The organism is Flavobacterium plurextorum (genome assembly GCF_002217395.1).
In the GTDB taxonomy this organism is placed as follows: Bacteria; Bacteroidota; Bacteroidia; order Flavobacteriales; family Flavobacteriaceae; genus Flavobacterium; species Flavobacterium plurextorum.
Window position 1 is genome coordinate 1 of the sequence record NZ_MUHD01000021.1, and the last position, 22,925, is coordinate 22,925.

At 33.9% G+C, this 22,925-nt stretch carries 21 protein-coding genes; 5 read left to right on the forward strand and 16 right to left on the reverse strand.

Features of this window, described 5'->3' with window-relative positions:
* Window positions 1-360: 360 nt before the first annotated feature.
* On the reverse strand, window positions 361-1,590 hold the full coding sequence (locus B0A81_RS11535) for a 3-deoxy-D-manno-octulosonic acid transferase (protein WP_089058181.1): 1,230 nt from the start codon (window positions 1,588-1,590) through the stop codon (window positions 361-363).
* A 135-nt stretch (window positions 1,591-1,725) separates the two neighbouring features.
* Between B0A81_RS11535 and B0A81_RS11540 the strand changes: the two genes are divergently transcribed.
* Window positions 1,726-2,859: a DegT/DnrJ/EryC1/StrS family aminotransferase gene (locus B0A81_RS11540; protein ID WP_089058182.1), complete on the forward strand. Its 1,134-nt coding sequence runs from the start codon at window positions 1,726-1,728 to the stop codon at window positions 2,857-2,859.
* A 42-nt stretch (window positions 2,860-2,901) separates the two neighbouring features.
* Complete coding sequence (gene galE / locus B0A81_RS11545) at window positions 2,902-3,915, forward strand: UDP-glucose 4-epimerase GalE (RefSeq protein WP_089058183.1); 1,014 nt, start codon at window positions 2,902-2,904, stop codon at window positions 3,913-3,915.
* 122 nt (window positions 3,916-4,037) lie between these two features.
* Here galE and fabD read toward each other — a convergent pair whose 3' ends face one another.
* Together fabD and B0A81_RS11555 are read right to left on the reverse strand one after the other, a co-directional pair.
* Window positions 4,038-4,913, reverse strand: coding sequence for an ACP S-malonyltransferase (gene fabD / locus B0A81_RS11550; RefSeq protein WP_089058313.1), 876 nt, complete (start codon window positions 4,911-4,913; stop codon window positions 4,038-4,040).
* Window positions 4,914-4,982: 69 nt separating this feature from the next.
* Window positions 4,983-5,345, reverse strand: coding sequence for a DUF983 domain-containing protein (locus tag B0A81_RS11555; protein WP_071636409.1), 363 nt, complete (start codon window positions 5,343-5,345; stop codon window positions 4,983-4,985).
* A 186-nt stretch (window positions 5,346-5,531) separates the two neighbouring features.
* Here B0A81_RS11555 and B0A81_RS11560 point away from each other — a divergent pair, with 186 nt between their 5' ends.
* Window positions 5,532-6,395: a helix-turn-helix domain-containing protein gene (locus tag B0A81_RS11560; protein ID WP_089058184.1), complete on the forward strand. Its 864-nt coding sequence runs from the start codon at window positions 5,532-5,534 to the stop codon at window positions 6,393-6,395.
* Window positions 6,396-6,636: 241 nt separating this feature from the next.
* Here the strand turns inward: B0A81_RS11560 and B0A81_RS11565 are convergent, their stop codons facing one another.
* The 5 genes from B0A81_RS11565 to B0A81_RS11585 all read right to left on the reverse strand — a co-directional run bounded on the left by B0A81_RS11565 (window position 6,637) and on the right by B0A81_RS11585 (window position 10,981).
* Complete coding sequence (locus tag B0A81_RS11565; RefSeq protein WP_089058185.1) at window positions 6,637-7,170, reverse strand: YceI family protein; 534 nt, start codon at window positions 7,168-7,170, stop codon at window positions 6,637-6,639.
* A 292-nt stretch (window positions 7,171-7,462) separates the two neighbouring features.
* Window positions 7,463-7,693 carry a (4Fe-4S)-binding protein gene (locus B0A81_RS11570; protein ID WP_089058186.1) on the reverse strand — a complete coding sequence of 77 codons (231 nt, stop codon included), beginning with the start codon at window positions 7,691-7,693 and terminating at the stop codon, window positions 7,463-7,465.
* A gap of 171 nt (window positions 7,694-7,864) precedes the next feature.
* On the reverse strand, window positions 7,865-8,581 hold the full coding sequence (locus tag B0A81_RS11575; RefSeq protein ID WP_089058187.1) for a pirin family protein: 717 nt from the start codon (window positions 8,579-8,581) through the stop codon (window positions 7,865-7,867).
* 365 nt (window positions 8,582-8,946) lie between these two features.
* Window positions 8,947-9,357 (reverse strand): DMP19 family protein, encoded by a 411-nt coding sequence (locus B0A81_RS11580; protein WP_089058188.1) that lies wholly within the window; start codon window positions 9,355-9,357, stop codon window positions 8,947-8,949.
* A gap of 142 nt (window positions 9,358-9,499) precedes the next feature.
* Complete coding sequence (locus tag B0A81_RS11585; protein WP_089058189.1) at window positions 9,500-10,981, reverse strand: helix-turn-helix domain-containing protein; 1,482 nt, start codon at window positions 10,979-10,981, stop codon at window positions 9,500-9,502.
* 207 nt (window positions 10,982-11,188) lie between these two features.
* Here B0A81_RS11585 and aceB point away from each other — a divergent pair, with 207 nt between their 5' ends.
* Window positions 11,189-12,790, forward strand: coding sequence for a malate synthase A (gene aceB / locus B0A81_RS11590; RefSeq protein ID WP_089058190.1), 1,602 nt, complete (start codon window positions 11,189-11,191; stop codon window positions 12,788-12,790).
* A gap of 151 nt (window positions 12,791-12,941) precedes the next feature.
* Window positions 12,942-14,222 (forward strand): isocitrate lyase, encoded by a 1,281-nt coding sequence (aceA, locus tag B0A81_RS11595; protein WP_089058191.1) that lies wholly within the window; start codon window positions 12,942-12,944, stop codon window positions 14,220-14,222.
* A 189-nt stretch (window positions 14,223-14,411) separates the two neighbouring features.
* Here aceA and B0A81_RS11600 read toward each other — a convergent pair whose 3' ends face one another.
* The 8 genes from B0A81_RS11600 to B0A81_RS11635 all read right to left on the reverse strand — a co-directional run bounded on the left by B0A81_RS11600 (window position 14,412) and on the right by B0A81_RS11635 (window position 22,879).
* A complete protein-coding gene (locus B0A81_RS11600; RefSeq protein ID WP_068844176.1) occupies window positions 14,412-14,987 on the reverse strand; it encodes a Crp/Fnr family transcriptional regulator in 576 nt (191 codons plus the stop codon).
* On the reverse strand, window positions 14,987-15,304 hold the full coding sequence (locus tag B0A81_RS11605; protein ID WP_089058192.1) for a DUF6370 family protein: 318 nt from the start codon (window positions 15,302-15,304) through the stop codon (window positions 14,987-14,989). Before B0A81_RS11605 ends, B0A81_RS11600 begins: the two co-directional genes overlap by 1 nt.
* Before the next feature lie 2 nt (window positions 15,305-15,306).
* Window positions 15,307-16,467, reverse strand: coding sequence for a formate-dependent phosphoribosylglycinamide formyltransferase (gene purT / locus B0A81_RS11610; RefSeq protein WP_089058193.1), 1,161 nt, complete (start codon window positions 16,465-16,467; stop codon window positions 15,307-15,309).
* Entirely contained in the window at window positions 16,464-16,916 is a 453-nt protein-coding gene (locus tag B0A81_RS11615; RefSeq protein ID WP_089058194.1) for a hypothetical protein, read from the reverse strand. The genes purT and B0A81_RS11615 overlap by 4 nt, the downstream gene beginning before the upstream one ends.
* Window positions 16,917-17,583: 667 nt before the next feature.
* A complete protein-coding gene (locus B0A81_RS11620; RefSeq protein ID WP_089058195.1) occupies window positions 17,584-19,458 on the reverse strand; it encodes a peptidase U32 family protein in 1,875 nt (624 codons plus the stop codon).
* 139 nt (window positions 19,459-19,597) lie between these two features.
* A complete protein-coding gene (locus tag B0A81_RS11625) occupies window positions 19,598-20,143 on the reverse strand; it encodes a dihydrofolate reductase family protein (protein WP_089058196.1) in 546 nt (181 codons plus the stop codon).
* Window positions 20,144-20,518: 375 nt separating this feature from the next.
* Window positions 20,519-21,709, reverse strand: a complete 1,191-nt coding sequence (locus B0A81_RS11630; RefSeq protein ID WP_089058197.1) for a pyridoxal phosphate-dependent aminotransferase — start codon at window positions 21,707-21,709, stop codon at window positions 20,519-20,521.
* 72 nt (window positions 21,710-21,781) lie between these two features.
* The gene (locus B0A81_RS11635; protein WP_089058198.1) at window positions 21,782-22,879 is read right to left on the reverse strand and encodes a fatty acid desaturase family protein; all 1,098 of its coding nucleotides are present in this window, start codon (window positions 22,877-22,879) and stop codon (window positions 21,782-21,784) included.
* Window positions 22,880-22,925: the final 46 nt, after the last annotated feature.

Below are 22,925 nucleotides of genomic sequence, written 5' to 3' on the forward strand. Positions count from 1 at the left end.
AAATACTTTTTTCATCTTACTTTATTATAAAAGGTTAATTATTAATTCGTGGCAAAGATATAAATTTTTTAATATGTAAAATATTTTTTTATTTTTTTTTTAAAATATTTTCATTGCTCACGTTTATCTTAGTTAACAAATAATGTGCCAGAATGATAAAGTTATCTTAAATTGTTTATTTTTCTGTGCAAATTATTATTTAGTGAATATTCTTTATTGAAATGAGTGGTTTTAAACCTCTTATTTATGATTTGTTTTCTTTTCTTAACGAATTTATAAGATCATAGATAAGAACATAATGTGTAAATGTGTACACAATGTAAAAATAAGAATCATAAAACGTAGAAAGAGAAAGAACGCTTATGAAATGGTTGTCATTATAGTGCTTGTTGCACCTTTGTTTTCTTCAATAAATGATTTACAGATTTTGCTTTTTTCTTTAAAAAAGGCATCATCGTTTAACAAACGATCAAAAACAATCTTCAATTCGCTAAAAGTAGATACAGGAATACATCCTTTTAGTTCTACTAAAGATACAGCTTCTGCAAAATTTGCAAAATTTGGTCCTATTACAATCGGAATTCCAAATGTGGCTGGTTCTAAAATATTATGAATTCCTGGATTTCCAAAACCGCCTCCTACATATGCGATTGCGGCATAACTGTAAATCTTGGTAAGAAGTCCAATAGTATCTATTATAAAGACATTATAATTAGATAGATCTTTGCCTTCTTTTTCTGAATATAAAACAGTAGATTTAGTAAGGAGTGATTTTAATGCAGCAATTTGATCAGTTTTGATATTATGCGGGGCAATAATGAATTTTATATTGTCTGGTGCTTGATTGATATATTCGGCTATTAAAGCTTCATCTTTCGGCCAAGAACTGCCTATGACTATCGCAGGTTGATTGTTTTTGAAATTTTCGATATAATCAAGCTTGTTGTCTCTCTCTAAAATTGCTGCGACTCTGTCAAAACGAGTGTCGCCGGAGATAACTACATTTTTAAAACCAATTGCTTCGATTTTTTGTTTCGAACTTTCGTTCTGAACAAAAAAGAAGGTAAAAGCTTTTAGAGCATTTCTATAAAATCCGCCGTACCATTTAAAGAACATCTGATTGTCTCTAAAAATTCCTGAAATCAAATAGGTTGGTGTTTTACTTTTCTCCAGCTCCTTTAAATAGTTAAGCCAAAACTCATATTTAATGAAAAAGACAAATTCAGGGTGAACGAGTTTTAGAAAGTGTTTTGCGTTGCTTTTAGAGTCTAATGGCAAATAAACGGTTGCATCGGCAACAGTATTGTTTTTACGTACCTCATATCCTGAAGGAGAAAAAAAGGTAACAATGATTTTGTGAGAAGGATATTTTTCTTTGATTTTTTCAATTACAGGAAGACCTTGTTCGTATTCGCCAAGTGAAGCCGAGTGAAACCAAATAGTTTTGTCTGAAGGTTTTATTTTTTCTTCTAAAATTGCAAAAACGTTTTTTCGTCCCTCAACGAAAAGCTTAATTTTCGGACTAAAAAGGGCGACAATTTTCAGAAAAAAGCCCGCAATAGAAATAACTAAATTATATAGAAAAAGCATCTGTTTATTTTTGTGGCTAAATTACATTTCTTTCGACTATTTTCATGGTTTGAAGTTATTAAATAACTATTTTTGTTCCTCCTTTTAGAGAATCTGATAGTAAAACAGATCTTTAATTTTAAAAATATATTGAAAATGAAAAAAATTCAAATGGTTGACTTAAAGAGTCAATATGAAAAAATAAAAACTACTGTTGATGCTTCGATTCAAGAAGTTTTAGATACTAATACTTATATAAACGGACCTTTAGTACATCAATTTCAAAAAAATCTTGAAGATTATTTAGGAGCAAAACATGTAATTCCGTGTGCAAATGGAACTGATGCTTTACAAATCGCTATGATGGGATTGGATTTAAAACCGGGAGACGAAGTTATTACTGCCGATTTTACTTTTGCAGCAACTGTTGAGGTTATTGCGCTTCTGCAATTAACACCTGTTTTGGTTGATGTTGATATGGTAAATATGAATATTGATATTGAAGCCATTAAAAAGGCAATTACACCAAAAACGAAAGCGATTGTTCCAGTTCATTTATTTGGTCGCGCCGCAAATATGGATGCGATTATGGAAATTGCTGCTGAACATAATTTATATGTAATTGAAGATAATGCTCAGGCTATTGGTGCTGATTATATTTCTAAATCAGGAACAAAAAGTAAAGTTGGGGTTATCGGACATGTTGCTGCGACTTCATTTTTTCCTTCTAAAAATCTTGGTTGTTATGGAGATGGAGGAGCAATTTTTACAAATGATGATAAATTAGCGCACATAATCCGCGGAATTGTAAATCACGGAATGTATGAGCGTTATCATCATGATGTTGTTGGAGTAAATTCACGTTTAGACAGTATTCAAGCTGGGGTTTTAAATGCAAAACTGCCTTTGTTGGATGAATATAATAAAGCACGTCGTTTAGCAGCAACAAAATACAATGCAGCTTTCGCTGGAAATGCACATATTATTACGCCGGATTTTGATGCAAATGAAAACGATCACGTTTTTCATCAGTATGTATTAAGAATTTTAGATGCTGATAGAAATGCTTTGATGCAGCATTTATTAGATAAAGGAATTCCATGTGCAATTTATTATCCAATTCCGTTGCACTCTCAAAAAGCATATGTAGATTCTCGTTATAAAGAAGAGCAATTTCCAGTTACAAATCAATTAGTAAAAGAGGTTATCGCTTTACCAATGCATACAGAACTTGATGATGAACAAATTAAATTTATTACCGATTCTGTTTTGGAATTTTTGAATAAATAAAATAATTAAACCAAATAAACAACAGCACAAAACAACCACAAAATGAAAGTATTAGTAACAGGAGGATTAGGATTTATTGGTTCTCATACCGTAGTCGAATTGCAAAATGAAGGCTTTGAAGTTGTGATAATTGATAATCTTTCAAACTCTACCGAAGATGTTTTAAAGGGAATTACAGCAATTACAGGAAAAACGCCTTTGTTTGAAAAAATTGATTTAAGAGAAAAAAGTGCCGTTCAGGATTTCTTTAAAAAACATAACGATGTTACTGGGGTAATTCATTTTGCAGCGTCGAAAGCAGTTGGAGAAAGTGTTGAAAATCCATTGTTGTATTATGAAAACAACATTAACACTTTAGTTTATCTTTTACAGGAATTACAACAAAAACCAGAAGCAAGTTTTATTTTTAGTTCGTCTTGTACGGTTTACGGTCAAGCCGAAAAAATGCCAATTACAGAAGATGCTCCAGTGCAAACCGCGATGTCTCCTTATGGAAATACGAAACAAATTGGAGAGGAAATTATTTCAGATACAGCAAAAGTAACTAATATCAATGCTATTTTGCTGCGTTATTTTAATCCAGTTGGGGCACATTCTACAAATGAAATCGGAGAATTGCCAATTGGTGTTCCTCAAAATTTAGTGCCATTTATTACGCAAACTGGAATAGGAATTCGTAAGGAGTTATCCGTTTTTGGAGATGATTATCCAACACCTGATGGAACTGCCGTTCGTGATTATATTCATGTCGTAGATTTAGCGAAAGCGCACGTAATTGCATTACAGCGTTTGTTGAATAAAAAGAATTTGGCAAAAGTAGAAACTTTCAATTTGGGAACGGGAAAAGGAAGTTCAGTTCTAGAAGTAATTCAAAGTTTTGAAAAAGTGAGTGGTAAAAAGCTGCCTTATAAAATTATGCCGCGTCGTGAAGGTGATATTACCGAAGCTTATGCAAATACAGATAAAGCAAATAATGTTTTAGGCTGGAAAGCTCAATTAAGTTTAGACGAAGCGATGGCAAGCGCTTGGAAATGGGAACAGAAAGTTTGTTCTTGATTTAGTGATCAGCCGTTAATAATTCGATATAAATAAAAATCCCAAATGATTATCATTTGGGATTTTTTTATATCTATAGTTTTTAATTGATCACTAAAAAACGGATCACTGAATACTAAAATTTAAGCATTAGCAGTAGCAGCTTCCTTGTCAATTTTATTAATCAAACCAGCTAATACTTTTCCTGGTCCAACCTCTGTAAACAAAGTAGCGCCGTCAGCAATCATTTGTTGTACAGATTGAGTCCATTTAACTGGAGCAGTCAATTGAATAATTAAGTTCTTTTTGATTTCGTTTGCATCAGAAACTGCATTTGCAGTTACGTTTTGATATACTGGGCAAATAGGAGTAGAGAAAGTTGTTGCTTCAATCGCAGCTGCTAATTCTTCTCTTGCAGGTTCCATCATTGGTGAATGAAATGCGCCTCCAACAGGTAAAATTAAAGCACGTTTTGCTCCTGCAGCTTTCATCGCTTCACAAGCTTTTTCAACAGCAGTAGTTTCTCCAGAAATTACTAATTGTCCTGGGCAGTTGTAATTCGCGGCAACCACGATTCCATCGATAGAAGCACAAACCTCTTCAACAATATTATCTGCTAAACCTAAAACTGCGGCCATTGTAGATGGAGTAATTTCACAGGCTTTTTGCATAGCAAGAGCACGTTGAGAAACCAATTTTAATCCGTCTTCAAAAGATAAAGTTCCGTTGGCAACCAAAGCTGAAAATTCTCCTAAAGAATGTCCGGCAACCATTTCTGGTTTAAAATCATCTCCTAAAGTTTTAGCCAGGATAACAGAGTGCAAAAATACAGCAGGCTGTGTAACTTTAGTTTCTTTTAGTTCTTCGGCAGTGCCTTCAAACATAATATCAGTAATTCTAAAACCTAAAATTTCATTAGCTTTTTCGAATAATTCTTTGGCTAAAGCCGAGTTTTCATATAAGTCTTTGCCCATTCCTGTATACTGTGCGCCTTGACCTGGAAATACGTATGCTTTCATTTGTCTAATTTGTTTTTTATTTTTTGGAATTGAAATTAGTTTCAATTGAAAGGCAAAAATAACACTTTTTTATTTCGTATAATCCTTAAACATGTAAATCCATGCTAACCTCGAAAATCTTAAATTAAAAGAAGTGAGTAAAGTTATGACAACTGCTATGATTGGAATGATTCTTAAATCGAAATTTTTCTCAAAGAAAAATTGTGCAATACAATAGGTCGCGATTCCTTGAGCAACTGTTAATCCGTAGTTTACGTACATCGCACCAAAGAAATAACCAGGCTCTTTTTGAAATTTGTAATTGCAATGACTACAGTATTCATTCATTTTTGGAAGACCAAAAGTCAAAAAAATATTTTTGTCTGTAAACACTTTTCCTTTATGACAAATAGGACATTCGTTGCTTAAGATATGAGTTAATGCGCTTGACATGATTTTGTTATTTTTTATTTATACAAAGGTAATTCAGAGTATTATAAAAGGCTTTTTTATATCTTCGCTGATTATAGCACAATAAAGACATTTTTATAGCATCGCGACCTTAAACGACTTCGTAAATGAAAAAAGTGAATATACGATTGTGCATGTGATCAATAAAAAAAAACAAATTCTACATATATGAAAAAATATCCTGTTTATAGTGTTCAGAATTTTAACTGCAATGATATTCATCGCGATTTTTATGTAAATACATTTAAAGAACATCTAAAAAGCCACAGTTTTGTCGAAGAACCGCATCGTCATGATTCTTACTTAATGGTATTTTTTACAAAAGGCTCTGGATTGCACGAAGTCGATTTTGATCAATTCGAAATAAAAAGAGGTAGTTTGTTTGTGCTGCAGCCTGGGCAAATGCATCATTGGAGTTTGTCTGAAGATGTAGAGGGTTTTGTAATTATTTTTTCTCAGGAATTGTATAATCTATATTTCGGACAAAAAAATATCAACGATTATAATTTTTACCATTCGATCCATAATCGTCCTGAAATGGTTTTTGAAGAAAAAGAAATTCCTAGAATTCTTTCGTATTTTAATTTACTGATTCAGGAAAGTAATGAAAATGCGAAATATCAATTGGATAAAATGTTGAATTTGTTAGATTCAATTCATATTGAAATCGCTCGTAAGTACAGTGAGACCTATTCGCATCAAACACATTCGTATAATATTAAAATCAACAAGTTTGAATCGTTATTGGAAGAATATTTTAGAACAGAAAAACTCCCGTCTTTCTATGCGGAAAAGCTAAATATTACGCTAAAACATTTAAACCGAATCTGCAATGAAATTCTGCAGAAAACTGCCACAGAAGTGATTACAGATCGTGTGATTTTAGAAATAAAGAGAATGCTAATTGATAAACAATTAGCAGTAAATGAAGTGGCTTTTAAAGTAGGTTACGAAGATTATTCCTATTTCTCCAGATTCTTCAAAAAACAAACAGGAATGTCTCCAACAGAATTCCGAAATACAATTCGCTGATTTTTTAGCCACGAATTACACTAATTTCCACGAATTATTATTTTCTATTTTTTTTGCCACAGATTAAAAAAGATTTTTTTTCCTGTATTGTGAGAATAAATAATCTGTGAAAATCCTTTTAATCTGTGGCAAAAAAATAATTCGTGGAAATTCGTGTAATTCTTGGCAAACAAAAAAGCCTGCACTTCCTAAAAAAAGTGCAGGCTTCTTAACCAACCAAATTAAAACGTATTATAAAGTATTAAGCTTGTTTTACAAATTGTAATTCAATGTTTAATTTTACTTCTTCACCTACTAAAACACCTCCAGTTTCAAGAGCCGAATTCCAGTTTAAACCCCAATCTTTACGGTTGATTTTTCCTTCAATGTTTAAACCTACTTTTGTATTTCCCCAAGGATCAGTCATAGTTCCGCTAAATTCTACAGGGAATTTTACAGTTTTAGAAATCCCTTTAATATCTAAATCACCAGTTAATTCATATTCTCCATCGTTTACTTTTTTGAAAGAGGAAGCTTTGAAAGCCAATTTCGGATGATTTTCGGCATCAAAGAAATCTCCGCTTCTTAAATGTCCGTCTCTGTCTGCATTTGCAGTGTCGATTGAAGCGATATCGCCAGAAAATTCAATCGCTGCATTTTCGAAATTATCTCCGTCTGAAGTAATTGTTGCATCATAAGTTCCAAATTTTCCTGAAACATTTGTAAACATCATGTGTTTCACTTTAAAACCAATTTCTGAGTGTGTTGGGTCAATTGACCATTTTGTAGTTGCCATAATTTTATTTTTTTAAATAATTAATTTATTTGTTTGTTTCATTTTGATAGGACAAAGTTACGGTGGTAGTAAGCGTAACGCACTTAACCTAGATTAAGAAATAAAAAATGTGATGTTATTTGCCACTCCCGATAGCTATCGGGATTCACAGATTAAAAAGATTTTAGAAAAAATATAGCCACGAATTCACAAATTTTTTCTCAAGGATTGTAAAAAATAATTCGTGAATTCGTGGCAAAAAAAATCACTTTAATCTGTGAAATCTGTGGGAAGAAAAACTAATGCTTAAAGCTTAGCTTTTGTTATTCATATAAAATGTCAACGCACCCGAAGGGCATTTTTTTACCGTTTCGATAATTTTTTCAGAAGTCGAAGCTTCGGCCACAATCCATGGTTTTTCTTTGGGACGAAAAACATCCGGATTGTTTTTTACGCAATTAGCAGAATGTATGCATTTTCCAGATTGCCAAACAATCGTTACTTCGCCATTTGTGTATTCTTTAATTAAGTTGTCTGGATTCATGATTGAAAATTTTAATAGTTAGTTTTAAGTGAATTAAGACCAATTTTCATCTAATAAAATTACGTTTTCTTTTTTATTTTTAGTAAAATTTGAACAAAAAAAGAAACGATAATAAGTTGAAAATCAACTTAAATATCGTTTCTAAAAAAAATATTAATTGTAATCTTTGAATTAATAGTTCATCGGAATATCCATCAATAAAAATTCAGCGTCTGTGTTTGCTTTAATGTTTAAAATGTCAGTTCCTGAAATTCCAACAGCATCACGAGTGTTTAATTCCTGACCATTGATGGTGACATTTCCTTTCAAAACAAAAGCATAAACTCCGTTACCTTCTTTTTTGATTTTATATTCTGTTGCAATTCCTGCATCAAAATTTCCCATATTAAACCAAGCATCTTGATGAATCCAAACACCTTCATCATCTGCATTTGGAGATAAAACCTGAGCTAATTTATTGTGTCTGTCAGCAACATCTAAAGTAATTTGTTGGTAACGAGGCGTAACATTTCTTTTATTTGGAAACAACCAGATTTGCAATAATTTAGTCTGTTGATCTGCGTTAGGATTAAACTCACTATGCTGAATTCCAGTTCCGGCACTCATCACCTGAATATCACCATTTTTGATGATTTCGGTATTTCCCATGCTGTCTTTATGAGCCAAATCACCTTCTAGCGGAATCGTAATGATTTCCATATTATCGTGAGGATGCGTTCCAAAACCCATTCCACCTGCAATTGTATCATCGTTCAAAACACGAAGTGCTCCAAACTGAATTCTATCTGGATTGTACCAGCTCGCAAAACTAAAGCTGTGATAAGCGTTCAACCATCCGTGATTTGCATTTCCTCTTGTTTCTGCTTTGTGCAATACTATATTTTCCATGATTTTGTATGTTTTGTTAATTTTATAGTGCAAAGATACGGTCATGGTCAAAGAAAAGCACTTAATGTAGATTAAGAAAAGGTTCTGAGGTTCTAAGATGCTGAGATGCTAAGGTTTTTTGCTGTAATTTTTTTGAAGCAGAAATTTTGATTTTCAAAAGACGTGACGTCCCGCTATCCGTTGCAATCTTTTGTGTCCGCCGCGGCGGACACAAAAGGATTTTCACTTCTATCGGGGCTATGCTAGAAGATTCATTTTTATAAGTCGTTGTATGTATAGCTTAAAAAGAAAGTAACCGCACAGTTTGACATCCTGAGGAACGAAGGAGTGGTCTCTACAAGTAACTCGACAAAGATTGGTGTAGATTACTCTTGTAAATTTCCATCAGGATATTTGTAAAACTCTAAATCCAAGAGTTCTAATTGTGTATTTATTTTTTCATTGTTAAGTTCTTCAACTTCTCGATTTCGGAGTTTTTTAATCAAATCTTCATTGGATAGTTTTTTTGGATTAATTAAATTAATTGCCGATTCAAGAATTTTTGCGGTTTTAAACTTTTTATTTTTCTTTAATGATTTTAATGTTTCAAAACAATTTTGACCACTTGAATTAAAAAAGTACTGATTAAATCCTCCATTATTTACTTCCATTTCTAATTCTTCAATATTAGCTGTCGGTTTTGAAATATTAGTTTTCTCTTTGTTTGAAGTAACTTGGCCTAAGCAACTTGAAAAAGTCATTAGAAGTAAAAGGAAAATGGAGTTGAATAATTTCATTGCTTACAGTTTTGGGATTTTAATGCTTTGTCAAGCTGCTTGTGTGAATCTCTCCTCCGTCGAGATAACAAGATAGTGTTAAAAATTATGCTCAAGAAAAATAAGCTTTGCGATTTCGCGACTTTGCGAGATTAAAAAACACTTAGCTATACTGAGAAATAAACTGCTGTACAACCGCATCCGTATTCTCGTGACGTTTTTTCTTTTCCAATTCAATTGGAGGAGAGGCTCTTTCAAGACAATCTTTTACATCACAAGTCTCACAAGTAACACCAACAATTCTTTTAACAAGCGGTTTTCCTTCAATGAATTTGAATTTCTTTTTCATAGTCGGATTAATTAAAATTCCAACAGAGATACTTCTAATAGTATCGTGCAAAAAAGGATCTTTAGTTGCCGATGAAAAAACCAAATATTCGTTTCCGCTATGAACGTAACTCGAAATCTGGGCATCAAAAAAGTGCGGTTTGTTTTGTTTGATGGCTTCATCTATGGTTTTTACCGAAACCCATCTTCTGCAATAATGTTCGTTGGTTTCGTTGGCGTGTGGTTCTTGCTGATTGGTAATGTGCAATTCTTTTTTAATTTGATAAACGTCTGAACCCATTTTATGAGACATTCTTAAAAAGAATAAGTTTTTGAGCTGAAAATCTTTTGGTAATAAATTCGTTAATCTTTGATAAAATGATTCTGGTGAGACTTCGAAGCTTTCAATCAACGATACGAATTCTTCCGGATTAGGTTTTTCATTAGTTAAAAAAGCATTTACTTTGTCAACAACCAATTTTCTTGGTAATAATAAAGCGCCGGCAAAATAAGAAGCATAAAAATTATTTAAAACCTGATCGAAATTTTCAAACTTAATCCAGCTGAAAGTCAATAAACGATCAGAAATTTTCAAATAGTTATAAGCGATTTCTTTAGCTAAAATAAAAGCTCTTTGTGGAGCATCAATTTCTGTTGAAAGCAATAAAGTTTTACTTTTCGGAACGTAAATCGAACGCAGATCGCCCAAAGCTTCCTGATCTGTAAAAGCAATTTCCTGAATTTTGTATTCGTATTCTTCTTTTAAAATCGCTTCTAATTCTTCTATCGTAATCTTAGAATCTAAGTTTATCTGAAACGACTTCGAAAACGCAATTACTTTTTCTTCTAAATCTTCAAAATAATTACTGTGCGCTTCCTGATACGAACGTAAAGCGGCTAAAAAGAAACTTTCCCGACTTAAATTATAGTGTTGAGCGATTTCAATAATTGTACTGATAAAAGCATTGACTTTTGCAGGAGCATTGGCAATAATATCAATTAAATCTGCTTCCTGAATTCCGAAAAGTTCTAACGGAATCTCTTTTAAAATTCCTGATTTTAAGATTTCGCCAATCGGAGCGAGGTTATTATCGAGTTTTAAAGACACCATTTGGTCGTAAGTCACGTCCAAATGTTCGCAGAGCAATAAAATTTTATCTGTTTTTGGATATTTTTTTCCCTTTTCAATTTCGTTTAAATACGATTTTGAAAGATTTGTCAATTTGGCTAAGCCAAAAAGTGAAAGATTTTTTTGCGTACGAACCTGCTTCAATTTTAGTCCGAAGATCAGCTTTATATAGTCTTTTTCGATATCCATGAACCAAATATAACTAATATAAAAATAATCGCCAAAAAATTATTTTTCATTTTTAGCGAACGTTCGCTTGTTTTGTAAAAAACTTTTTTCTAATATTGTGGCGTAGAAATTGTTAAAGATCAAAAAGTTATGGTTTTTATATCCTGAAACGGATGAAAGATAACGTGACGATGAGATTTTTTTCTAATAAAAAATAAAATCACAGCTATGAAAAACCAATTAGAAATTACCGAGACGGCAATGGAATTTTTAGCCGAAAAGAAGCTTCGTTATCCAAAGATCTGGACAGAAGAAGCGATTGTTTTTATAACCGAATTGCATAGAAAATTCGAATCGCAGCGAAAATTACTGCTTTTACAACGCGATCAAAAACAAGTCGCTTTCGATCAAGGAATCATGCCTGTTTTTATTCCGGAGACAAAAAGCGTTAGAGAAGGTAATTGGACAGCTGGCGAAATCCCAAAAGATTTATTAGACCGACGAGTGGAGATTACAGGACCAGTTGACCGTAAAATGATCATCAATGCGTTGAACTCTGGAGCGAAAACTTTTATGGCCGATTTTGAAGACAGTACTTCACCAACCTGGCAAAATTTAATGGACGGACAAGTGAATTTAATTGATGCCGTAAACAAGACAATTACATATACTGATTTGGTAAAGCAAAAGTCTTATCATTTAAATGAGAAAATTGCAACGCTGATTGTACGTCCAAGAGGTTTGCATTTGCCAGAAAAGCATCTTGTAATTGAGGGAAATGAAGTTTCAGGTTCTTTGGTAGATTTTGGATTGTATGTTTTTCATAATCATAAACGACTTTTAGAAAATAATTCTGGGCCGTATTTCTACATTCCGAAATTAGAACATTATCTAGAAGCACGTTGGTGGAATAATGTAATTGATTTTACTGAGGATTATTTAAAACTGAAAAGAGGAACTGTAAAAGTGACGGTTTTGATTGAAACTATTACGGCAAGTTTTCAGCTGGATGAAATTATTTACGAATTGAAAGAACATATCGTCGGCTTGAACTGCGGGCGTTGGGATTATATCTTTTCTTATATCAAGAAATTCCGTAAGAATCCAAAATTCATTGTTCCAGATCGCGATCAAGTAAACATGACTTCACCTTTTATGAACGCCTATTCAAATTTGGTTATTCAAAGATGTCATAAAAGAGGGATTCATGCGATTGGCGGAATGGCAGCACAGATTCCGATTCGAAATAATGAAGAAGCCAATGCAGTTGCTTTCGCAAAAGTCAAAACTGATAAAGAGCGTGAAGTTCGAAACGGTCACGATGGAACTTGGGTTGCGCATCCGGACTTAGTTTCGTTGGCAAAAGAAATTTTTGATAAAGGAATGCCGACTCCGAATCAAATTCATATAAAAAGAGAACATCGAAAAATTACGGAAGAAGATTTGATTGAACCACCAATTGGAATCATCACGGAAAACGGTGTTCGAAAAAATATTAACGTTGGCGTTTTATATCTGGCTTCATGGTTAAATGGACAAGGCGCTGCAGCTTTGCATAATTTGATGGAAGATGCAGCGACAGCTGAAATTTCGAGATCTCAATTGTGGCAATGGCTTCAGAATAAAGTGCTTTTGGATAATGGACGAAAATTAGATTTGGCTTATTATCACGAATTGGCTTTGGATGAATTCAGAAAAATAAAAGATGAATTAGGAGAGGAAAATCATGAAAAACAACAATTTCCGCTGGCTGAAAAAGTACTGGAAAGATTAGTAGTTAATCCTGATTTCGTTGATTTCTTAACAATTCCGTGTTACAAATATTTGTAAAAGAATGGATTGGAATTCCTGCAAGGTTTTAAAAACCTTGTAGGTATCGTGATCGTGATTACGAATACCTACAAGGTCAAAAAAAGACCTTGCAGGAAATCTAAAATATCATAAAACTATTACTTACTAACCACTTTAACTTAAACTATTTATGAAAACAACAGAAGACAGAATTCAGGAATTGATTAACGATTGGATTACAAACCCAAGATGGAAAGGTGTTGAACGTCCTTACACTGCGAGTGAAGTAGTTACACTTCAGGGTTCGTATCATATTGAGCATTCTATTGCCAAAATGGGAGCGCAAAAATTATGGAGAAAGTTAAAAAGTCAGGATTTTGTGGCTGGTTTGGGTGCGTTGACTGGAAATCAGGCAATTCAGGAAGTTGATGCCGGTTTAGAAGCGATTTATTTGAGCGGATGGCAGGTTGCTGCTGATGCAAATCTAGCGGGAGAAATGTATCCTGATCAATCGCTTTATCCAGTAAACAGCGTTCCGATGGTGGTAAAAAAGATCAACAACGCTTTATTGCGTGCAGATCAAATTCAGACTGTAAATAATATTGAAGATAAAAAAGATTATTTGGTTCCGATTGTGGCTGACGCAGAAGCGGGTTTTGGCGGCAACTTAAATGCTTTCGAATTAATGAAATCGATGATTGAAGCGGGAGCTTCTGGAGTTCATTTTGAAGATCAGTTGAGTTCTGCTAAAAAATGCGGACACTTAGGCGGAAAGGTTTTGGTTCCGACTCAGGAAGCGATTAATAAATTGATTGCAGCACGCTTGGCTTCAGATGTTATGGGAGTATCAACTCTAATCGTTGCGAGAACAGATGCAGATGCAGCTAATTTATTAACGAGTGATGCTGACCCAAGAGATAGAAAATTTTTAACTGGTGAAAAAACGAGTGAAGGTTTTTTCTATGTAAATAATGGAATCGAGCAGGGAATTGCAAGAGGTTTGAGTTACGCACCTTACGCTGATTTAATTTGGATGGAAACCAGTAATCCCGATTTAGAATTTGCGAGAAAGTTTGCAACGGCTATGAAAAAAGAATTCCCAGATAAAATGCTGGCGTACAATTGTTCTCCATCTTTTAATTGGGCCGCAAAATTAACGGTTGCCGAAATGGAAACGTTTAGAGAAGATTTAGCTGCAATGGGCTATAAATTTCAGTTTATTACTTTGGCAGGATTTCATGCTTTGAACACAAGTATGTTTGAATTGTCCAGAGCTTATAAAGAACGTGGAATGGCAGGTTATTCTGAATTGCAAGAACGTGAATTTGCTTTACAGAAAAACGGATTCAGAGCTGTAAAACATCAAGCTTTCGTAGGAACTTCTTATTTCGATGCCGTTCAAAATACCGTTATGATTGGGAAATCTTCAACGACTGCAATGAAACATTCTACAGAGGTTGAGCAATTTTAATTCAAAAGAAAAGCCAGTTCAAAGAACTGGCTTTATTTTTTCGCGACGAATTAAACAAATTTTCACTAATTAAATTGGGTTAAAAATCAAATAAAAATTAGTGCTAATTCGTGAAACTCGTGTCGTTATTTTTTTTTAAATCTTTTTTAATCTGTCAATCCGGACAGCTATCGGGAGAGGCAAAAAAAATTATTTCTTTAAAAGTCTAGCTTTCATTTTGCTGAAGAACTCTGGTGTTACTCCTATAAAAGATGCGATTTGTTTTTGAGGAACTTTATGAACCAATGTTCCATATTTTTTGCAGAATTTATCGAAACGTTCTTCGGCGGGTAAACTTAGATTATCCATTAATCTTTGTTGATTAGCGACCAATGAATTTTCAATTAGAATTCTAAAAAAGCGTTCTAGTTTTGGAATCTCAAGAAACAATTGCTCTTGGTTCTCTTTGGATAAAGAAACGACTTCTGCATCTTCTAAAACTTCAATAAAAAGCTGTCCTGGTTTTTGTGAAAAATAACTGTACATGTCGCTCATCCACCAGCCTTCACAGGCAAATGAAAGAACGTGCTCTACAATATTATCGTTGATGTTGAAACTTCTTAAAATTCCAGAGTTTACAAAATACGAATGTTTGCATACTTCTCCAGCACTTAGTAAAATAGTTTTGGCTTTATAAGTATGTGTTTCTGTTTTAGACAGAAAAAGAGCTTGTTCTTCGGGTGTTAGTGAAACATGTTTAGCAATATTTTCAAGAATCAAAGCCATTATTTTTCGTTTACTAAAGTGAATGAAGTGGCCTTAAAACGATTTTTTTCGATTGTTCCTGTTACTGTTGCTTTTTTGACAGCATTGCAAAATCCATCTTGAGCGTGTGCATCACCATGATCATCGATTTTTGTTCCGTCAACGAAATACGTTTTTCCATCAATGCGAATGGCTAGATCACAGCTTTTACCTTTCATTCCAAATTGACATTCTCCGCAGGCAGCTTCTACAACTGTTGGTTTATCAATTACTTTTTTACTTTGAGCCTGAGTTGAGATGCCAACAAATAGGAAAATCATGAATATAAGTTTTTTCATTTTTAAGAGTTTATAGTTATTAATTTCGCCGTTTCTTTGGCGCGTTCGGTTACATTTTCTATTGGAGTTGCTAATGAATCGTGGCTTAAAACAACTCCCATACGACGATACGGTCTTGAAGTTGGTTTTCCAAATATTCTGAAATCAGTTTTTGGTAAAGCCGCTACTTTTTCAATTCCGCTAAAAGTTGGATTTGTTGAATCTTCGGATGCTAAAATTACTGCACTTGCTCCAGCTTTTTCTAAAGTAATTTCAAAAATTGGAAGACTTAAGATTGCTCTTAAATGCAATTCAAATTCGTTGAAGTTTTGTGTTCCTGCCAAAGTTACCATTCCAGTATCATGTGGACGGGGAGAGAGTTCTGAGAAATAAACGCCGTCGTTGGTTAAGAAAAATTCAACGCCAAATAGTCCTGCTCCGCCAAGTGCTTCGGTAATTTTTTCGGCCATATCCTGCGCTTCGTACAAATCAGCCTCAGAAACCTGAGCCGGCTGCCAGCTTTCTTGATAATCACCGCGCTCTTGTCGATGCCCAATTGGAGCACAAAACAAAGTTGGATTTCCATTTTGAGTAATAGTTAAAAGTGTAATTTCCGAATTGAAATCGACAAATGCTTCAACGATCACTTCAATTACATCGCCACGTGAGCCTGCAACGGCATATTGCCAGGCTTTTTCGATATCACTTTCGGTTTTTATAGTCGATTGCCCTTTTCCTGATGAAGACATTAAAGGTTTTACCACACATGGAATTCCAACTTCCTGAACGGCTTTTTGCAATTCTTCTGCTGAAGTTGCGTATTGATATTTGGCTGTTTTTAAACCTAACTCTTTTGCTGCTAAATCGCGAATGGCTTTACGGTTCATGGTAAAGTTTGCCGCTTTCGCTGAAGGAACAACGGTAATTCCTTGTTTTTCGTAATCATAAAAACGTTCAGTGCGAATGGCTTCTATTTCGGGAACTATAAAGTCTGGTTTATGTTTGGCTACGATTCTATCTAAAGCTTCGCCGTCGAGCATATTGATGACTTCAAAACCATGAGCGACCTGCATGGCTGGTGCATTTTCGTAACTATCGACTGCAATTATGGTTTGTCCGATTCGTTGTGCGGCAATGACAAATTCTTTGCCTAATTCGCCTGAACCTAGGAGTAGTATTTTCATTTTTTTACAATATTTAGATTCTCATCAAGGTATAATTCAGGTTCAAATTTTGAGATGAAAGTTTTTGCAATATTTTTTGTTTTTGGTAAATCTTCTTTTGCAAATTTATAAACTGCAATTTTGTGTTTAAGATTTGAAGAATACAATTTGCTATCTGATGTAATTAAAAGTAATAGATAATTATAATGTTCTTTGTTACCTATATGTTGATTAGTTTTTTCTGTGCTGTTGTTAATTTTTATCTGATATTTTATTTTTTTGGTTTCAAGATCAACCGCATCATATCCAATTTCTCTCTTGTTATCACATAATTTTAATGAATAAATTGTTTCGCAAATATACTCAGCTATATCTCCTAAATATCTTGAGCTATTTATAATTTGTTCTTTTCGTAATTCTTCTGTTATTTGGAAGAAATTTAAGATCAAAGATTTTTCTTTTTTATTCATTCTGATAATTCTGAGAAGATATTTTGTAAAACTCTAGTTGAATTTATTTCCAGAGTAAAGATAAATAAAATGGAATTTATTCTCACTTAGATCTTGGAGATTCAGTAGATTTTATTTTAGCTTAGAATATACTTTCTAGACAAAGTAACCATATAGTTTGTCATTTCGAGGAACGAGAAATCTTCGCGAGAAACTCGACAAAGATTTGTGCTTTACTTTGTGGAATCCCTCGTGCGATTTCTCCTTACGTCGAAATGACAAGATTGTGGAAATAGCAGGATAAAAAAAGTTCACAAAGATTTTCTCACGCAGATTTTGCAGATTCGGCAGATTTTAATTTAAATAGTAATTCATTTTTATATAAAGTAACCATGCAGTTTGTCATTTCGACGTAAGGAGAAATCTTCGCGAGAAACTCGACAAAGATTGATGCTTTACTTTGTGGAATCCCACGTGCGATTTCTCATTCCTCGAAATGACAAGATTGTGGAAAATTATAAACGTAAAAGTTCTTGTAAACCCGTTCGCGTGAGGGATAGAAGTGGAAAGCCCACAGCCTGACGAAGGAAGTGCGAGGACTTGTAATGGATAGCCCGACCCGCCTTTTTCGGCGGGACACGCCCAAAATAAAAAACCGATACTTCTTTTAAAAGTATCGGTTTGTATGTTAATGAAAATGATCTTCTTCAATTTCGAATTCGGCATCTTTTTCCCAAATTTCCATTTCGCAGGGTTTGCAGTTGAATTTTAGTTTGTATTCAAGTTCGCCTTGTTTTAAAACCAAAGGTTCTTTTACCTTGACACCAACTATGTCTTTTTGGTGTATCGGACATTTTTTTAATTCGTATTTGATACAATATTTGGTTGTCATTACACGAGATTTTCCTGGATCCCATTGTAATTCGAATGCTTTTTCGATTTCGGTTACACCGTGACGTTCGTAGAATTTACGAGCAGTTTTATTCGAAACATTGTACATGAAATCCAGTTTGGTTTCAGGATACGGATGTGACGTTTTCACCATTTGGTGCTCTTCGCGTTTGTAATTTTTCAAACGAATTTCGGTTAACTGATCGTAAACGGTTCTTCGCATTTCGTTGATTTTTGAAATAGGAAGGAACCAGTTTTGCGAAAACATAATGTTGATTTCATTGGCAGTGTAAGGCGTAAAACCTGTTTTTGCTAATTGCGTTTTAATGTTTTCTTCGATTGATTCGCCGGTTTTGGTTTGCTCTTTTGCGTGTTCTAAATTAACGATGCTTACGTTTCCGTCTTCATCGGTTGCGATTAATTCAAAACCGTTTTCAGTTTCTGTAAGTAATAAAGTGGTGCTTAATTTACGAACCGCACTGTCTTCTCTTTCTACAATTTTGATGAAAGCAGCATCGTTATTTCTGTAGATGAAAGTTCCGTCTTTTACTTCTTTTAGAACGTTCGGGTAAATTTTACCGTTTTCGGCTTTGTTTACGTAAATTCCGTCTGCTTCATTATTTTCGTTGATGAAGCAAAGTCCGTCGCCATTGTTTAATAATTCGCCGTTTTCGATTTCGTAAGCGTTTCCAACGGTTCTGATTAATTTACCAATATATTGACCTTTTGATTTTGGGCTTTCCCAAGAACCAATCGAGCTGTGTCTTTCATTTACAAAATAATCCGTATAACCGCGATTGAAAGTTCTGTTTAAAGAAGAATCAAAAGTATAAGTACAAGTTCCAGAAGAAGCTTTTGTGTATTTTTCACTTCCTGCACCTTCTAAATAACTGTCTAGTTTTTGACGTAAATAAGAAACGTTGTTTTTTACGTAAACGACATCTTTTAATCGGCCTTCAATTTTGAAAGAAACGATTCCGGCTTCAATTAAATTTGGAATTTGTTCTGAAATATCTAAATCTTTTATCGAAAGCAAGTGACTGTTTTTGATTAAAGTTTCTCCGTTTCCGTCGATTAAGTTATATGGTAAACGGCAGTTTTGCGCGCAAGAACCACGATTAGCGCTGCGTTCTCCATTGGCCACACTCATATAACAGTTTCCGCTGAAAGAAACACATAAAGCTCCGGTTACGAAAAACTCTAATTCGACATCAGCTTCGTCGTAAATGGTTTTAATTTGATGCAAGTTCAATTCACGTGCTAAAACGACACGTTTGATTCCGGCATCTTTTAAGAATTTAATTTTATCAGCATCACGATTATTGGCTTGTGTGCTGGCGTGAAGTACGATAGGAGGTAAGTCCATTTCCATAATCGCCATATCCTGAATGATCAAGGCATCAACACCAATATCGTATAATTCCCAGATCATTGAACGACAAGTTTCTAATTCGTTATCGTACAAAATAGTATTCATAACGACAAAAACCTGAGCGTTAAATAAATGCGCATATTGTACTAAAGCCGCAACATCTTCAATAGAATTGTTGGCGTTAGAACGCGCACCAAATTGAGGCGCACCAATATATACTGCATCGGCGCCACTGTTGATGGCTGCCATTCCTCCAATTAAATCTTTAGCAGGAGCTAATATTTCGATTTTCTTCTTCATTTCTAAAACTTTAGACTTTTGTGGTATTCCCGAAAAAAAGTGTGCAAAGGTCTTATAAAATATTTGAGTTTGCTAATGATAGAGGGATTTTTTTGAAATTGTTAACTTAATATGGAATGATGATAAATGAAGTTTTTGTTTATTTAGTTGGTTCATAAATAAGCTGTACCACTCCTGATTTGAAAATATTGGTTTTAAGTAATGTTAATTCGAGTCTTTCTTTTAAATCTTCAAATAATGGTTTACCGCTTCCAAGAGCTATTGGATGAACTGATATTCTGTATGTGTCAATAAGGTTTAATTGGATAAAAGTTTTAATAAGACTTGCTCCGCCATACAGCCAAATATCACCTCCAGATTGTGCTTTAATCTCATTTACCTTTGTTGCAATATCAGAATTTATAAATGTTGCATTGCTATTTTGGTTGCTTTGACTTGAAAAAACATATTTCTTTTTTGAATGTACTCCTTTCCAAAGCATTTGTTCGGCTTTACTTGCATTTGCTTCTGGCTCGTAATTACCCCAAAAATTATAACTTACCCGCCCATAAAAAATAGTATCTATACCTGATAAAAAAGCATCAAAGTCTATCTCGTCGTCCATAATGCACCAATCGATTTCTCCATTTGGACCTTCAATAAAACCATCTAAGGTTACAGCTAAATCTAGAATTACTTTTTTCATAGGATACTATTTTGTCTTATTGTATTTTGATATAAAAATATGGTATTTCAATTTTTAATAGAACATAAAAGAGGATTTAGTTTCTTCGGGAGTATTATTTCATTTTTGAAGAGTTGTAGGGACTTTAATAAAGTTTTAGAATTGGAACTTAAGTTTCTTTTTGAAAATGAATTTTCTTGTTTTACCGTTTGCGTGAGGGATTGAGGCGGTATCCTTTTACGGAGTGGAGCGGAATAAAAGATATAGCCGAAAGCCCGACCCGCCTTTTTCGGTGGGACACGCCCAAAATAAAGCCATAAAAAAAAACAGCTTAAAGTATAAAAGTGATGAAACTTTTGAACCTTAAGCCGTTTTTAATAAAACTTATTTATGTTGTTATGCAGTCAAAGCTTCTTTGATTCTGCGTAATGCCTCTTTTAAAATATCGTCGCTTGTTGCGTAAGAGAAACGAATACAGTTTGGATTTCCGAAAGCATCTCCTGTTACAGTTGCAACGTTAGCTTCTGCTAAAAGATACATTGAAACATCGTTTGCGTCTTTAATTTCAGTTCCTTTTAATGTTTTTCCGAAGAAAGAAGAAACGTCTGGGAAAACGTAAAAAGCTCCTTCTGGAACGTTGATTTTTACTCCTGGAATTTCTTTTAATAATCCAACAACTAAATCTCTACGTGTGTGGAAAGCCTGAACCATGTGGTTTAATACACTTGGATCTGCGTCTACTGCTGTAATTGTAGCGCGTTGTGCTACAGAATTTGCTCCAGATGTTACTTGTCCTTGAATTTTTGTACATGCTTTTGCGATGAATTCCGGAGCTCCGATATAACCAATTCTGTATCCTGTCATTGCGAAAGCTTTTGCAACTCCGTTTACAGTGATTGTTCTTTCTAACATTCCTGGGATTGAACCGATACTGCAGAAAGTTCCAGAGAAATTAATGTGCTCATAGATTTCATCTGCAACTACGTAAATATTTGGGTGTTTTTCTAAAACTTTTGCAAGAGCTGTTAATTCTTCTCTGCTGTAAACAGATCCTGAAGGATTACAAGGAGAAGAGAACCACATCATTTTTGTTTTTGGTGTGATAGCAGCTTCTAGTTGTTCAGGTGTAATTTTGAAATCTGTATCTACAGAAGTTGGAACTTCAACAGGAACTCCGCCTGAAAGTTTAACGATTTCGAAATATGAAACCCAATATGGTGCAGGCAAAATAACCTCGTCACCGTCGTTTAACATTACTTGTGCAATGTTGTATAAAGATTGTTTTGCTCCTGTAGAAACTACAATTTGAGTTGGTTTGTACTCTAATCCGTTATCTCTTTTAAATTTTCTGCAGATTGCTTCTCTTAATTCAAGGTAACCTTCTACTGGAGAGTATGTGCTATAATTTTCGTCTACTGCTTTTTTAACAGCTTCTTTAATAAAGTCAGGTGTATTAAAGTCAGGCTCACCTAAACTTAAACTGATAATGTCTTTTCCTTGTGCTTTTAATTCGCGAGCTAATGCTGCCATTGCTAATGTTTGTGAAGTCGCAAGGTTGTTGATTCTGTCTGAAAGAATATGGTTCATTATAAAAATTTTGAATGTCCTTAATTTTCAAGGTTTAATTAAGGAAGGTTATTATTAATAGATTTTTTTAGCTTAAACAGATAATTCAGGTTTCATTCCTAAATCGCGTAAATGCTTAAAGTGTGCTATAATAGCGCTTCGCATTGTTTTGTATTCGTAATAAGGTAAGTTGCATTCCTTTGCTGTTTCTTTTACGATTTTTGCAATTTTACCATAATGAATGTGACTTATATTTGGAAAAATATGATGTTCGATTTGATGATTTAATCCTCCTGTGTACCAGTTAACAATTGCATTTTTTGGAGCAAAATTTGTTGTAGTAAACAATTGGTGAATTGCCCAAGTATTGTCCATTTCTCCCAATTCATTTGGCGTTGGATTTGTAGTGTGTTCTACAACGTGAGCCAATTGAAAAACAACACTTAAGATTAATCCTGCTGTGTAATGCATTACGAAAAAGCCAAGAAGAACTTTCCACCATGTAATTCCGATTACAATTGGTAAAACAATCCAAATTGACACGTAAATGACTTTTGTGATGATTAAAGTTGTCCAAAGAATTTTTGGGCTTTTTGGTTCACCATAAGATAATTTTCTTTTAAGGTAGTTTCTCATTTGCTTAAAATCGGTAGTAATTGCCCAATTGAAAGTCAATAATCCATATAAGAAAACAGAATAATAATGTTGAAAACGGTGAAAGCTATGCCATTTTGCATCTTGCGTAAAACGGATAATTCTTCCAGCATCTAAATCTTCGTCATGTCCAGGAATATTGGTATAAGTATGATGAAGCACATTATGTTGTACCTGCCAGTTGTAAACATTTCCTGCCAGTACATAAATAGTACCTCCCATAAATTTGTTGATCCAGTTTATGTTCGAATATGAACCATGATTTCCATCGTGCATTACATTCATTCCAACACCAGCCATACCAATACCAATTACGATCGATAAAAGCAGCATTACCCAAAATGGCATATTAAGTGTAAGAATTAAAAAATACGGAGTAAGAAAAACCGCGAACAGAATAACAGCTTTTAGGTGCAGCTTCCAGTTTCCGGTCTTCTGAATGTTGTTCTCTTTAAAGTAATTGTTTACCCGAGAGTTAAGTGTTCTGAAAAACTTCAGATTGTCTTGCCTTGCAAAAGTTGGAGCAGTGTTATTCATAATTAATTTAAATAGTTTTCAAAGGTAATTATTATAAATTTTCAAT

Excerpts from the sequence above, each read along its gene's own strand:
- B0A81_RS11535 (WP_089058181.1), bottom strand. The coding sequence starts at position 1,590 with ATGCTTTTTCTATATAATTTAGTTATTTCTATTGCGGGCTTTTTTCTG.
- B0A81_RS11540 (WP_089058182.1), top strand. The coding sequence starts at position 1,726 with ATGAAAAAAATTCAAATGGTTGACTTAAAGAGTCAATATGAAAAAATA.
- galE (WP_089058183.1), top strand. The coding sequence starts at position 2,902 with ATGAAAGTATTAGTAACAGGAGGATTAGGATTTATTGGTTCTCATACC.
- fabD (WP_089058313.1), bottom strand. The coding sequence starts at position 4,913 with ATGAAAGCATACGTATTTCCAGGTCAAGGCGCACAGTATACAGGAATG.
- B0A81_RS11555 (WP_071636409.1), bottom strand. The coding sequence starts at position 5,345 with ATGTCAAGCGCATTAACTCATATCTTAAGCAACGAATGTCCTATTTGT.
- B0A81_RS11560 (WP_089058184.1), top strand. The coding sequence starts at position 5,532 with ATGAAAAAATATCCTGTTTATAGTGTTCAGAATTTTAACTGCAATGAT.
- B0A81_RS11565 (WP_089058185.1), bottom strand. The coding sequence starts at position 7,170 with ATGGCAACTACAAAATGGTCAATTGACCCAACACACTCAGAAATTGGT.
- B0A81_RS11570 (WP_089058186.1), bottom strand. The coding sequence starts at position 7,693 with ATGAATCCAGACAACTTAATTAAAGAATACACAAATGGCGAAGTAACG.
- B0A81_RS11575 (WP_089058187.1), bottom strand. The coding sequence starts at position 8,581 with ATGGAAAATATAGTATTGCACAAAGCAGAAACAAGAGGAAATGCAAAT.
- B0A81_RS11580 (WP_089058188.1), bottom strand. The coding sequence starts at position 9,357 with ATGAAATTATTCAACTCCATTTTCCTTTTACTTCTAATGACTTTTTCA.
- B0A81_RS11585 (WP_089058189.1), bottom strand. The coding sequence starts at position 10,981 with ATGGATATCGAAAAAGACTATATAAAGCTGATCTTCGGACTAAAATTG.
- aceB (WP_089058190.1), top strand. The coding sequence starts at position 11,189 with ATGAAAAACCAATTAGAAATTACCGAGACGGCAATGGAATTTTTAGCC.
- aceA (WP_089058191.1), top strand. The coding sequence starts at position 12,942 with ATGAAAACAACAGAAGACAGAATTCAGGAATTGATTAACGATTGGATT.
- B0A81_RS11600 (WP_068844176.1), bottom strand. The coding sequence starts at position 14,987 with ATGGCTTTGATTCTTGAAAATATTGCTAAACATGTTTCACTAACACCC.
- B0A81_RS11605 (WP_089058192.1), bottom strand. The coding sequence starts at position 15,304 with ATGAAAAAACTTATATTCATGATTTTCCTATTTGTTGGCATCTCAACT.
- purT (WP_089058193.1), bottom strand. The coding sequence starts at position 16,467 with ATGAAAATACTACTCCTAGGTTCAGGCGAATTAGGCAAAGAATTTGTC.
- B0A81_RS11615 (WP_089058194.1), bottom strand. The coding sequence starts at position 16,916 with ATGAATAAAAAAGAAAAATCTTTGATCTTAAATTTCTTCCAAATAACA.
- B0A81_RS11620 (WP_089058195.1), bottom strand. The coding sequence starts at position 19,458 with ATGAAGAAGAAAATCGAAATATTAGCTCCTGCTAAAGATTTAATTGGA.
- B0A81_RS11625 (WP_089058196.1), bottom strand. The coding sequence starts at position 20,143 with ATGAAAAAAGTAATTCTAGATTTAGCTGTAACCTTAGATGGTTTTATT.
- B0A81_RS11630 (WP_089058197.1), bottom strand. The coding sequence starts at position 21,709 with ATGAACCATATTCTTTCAGACAGAATCAACAACCTTGCGACTTCACAA.
- B0A81_RS11635 (WP_089058198.1), bottom strand. The coding sequence starts at position 22,879 with ATGAATAACACTGCTCCAACTTTTGCAAGGCAAGACAATCTGAAGTTT.